General features: G+C 68.4%; 1 protein-coding gene. It reads right to left on the reverse strand.

Going from position 1 to position 392, the window contains the following annotated elements; translation table 11 throughout:
• Positions 1–120 precede the first annotated feature (120 nt).
• Positions 121–234, reverse strand: coding sequence for a hypothetical protein (locus JHD69_RS21635; RefSeq protein WP_441339506.1), 114 nt, complete (start codon positions 232–234; stop codon positions 121–123).
• Positions 235–392 lie beyond the last annotated feature (158 nt).

The raw sequence follows: 392 nt of genomic DNA on the forward strand, positions 1-392 counted from the left end.
CCCCCCCCCCCCCCCCCCCCCCCCCCCCCCCCCCCCCCCCCCCCCCCCCCCCCCCCCCCCCCCTTTTTATCTCCCCCCCCCCCCCCCTCCAACTACCCATGTCGTGGTTCGTCGGCAGCGTCAGATGTGTATAAGAGACAGGGTAGTTGTTACATCGTTGTTGCGCGGATCCTTGCCTTTGGCCGTTGCTAGGTTGAACACCCCGCCGTTGTCGATATCGGCCTGGGTCAACACGTGGTAAGCGGTAAAGGCTGTCTCTTATACACATCTCAGAGCCCACGAGACAGTACTCATGATCTCGTATGCCGTCTACTGCTTGAAAAATGGGGGGGGGGGGGGGGGGGGGGGGGGGGGGGGGGGGGGGGGGGGGGGGGGGGGGGGGGGGGGGGGGG

This window comes from Pedobacter sp. ASV12, assembly GCF_016429155.1.
Taxonomy (GTDB): domain Bacteria; phylum Bacteroidota; class Bacteroidia; order Sphingobacteriales; family Sphingobacteriaceae; genus Pedobacter.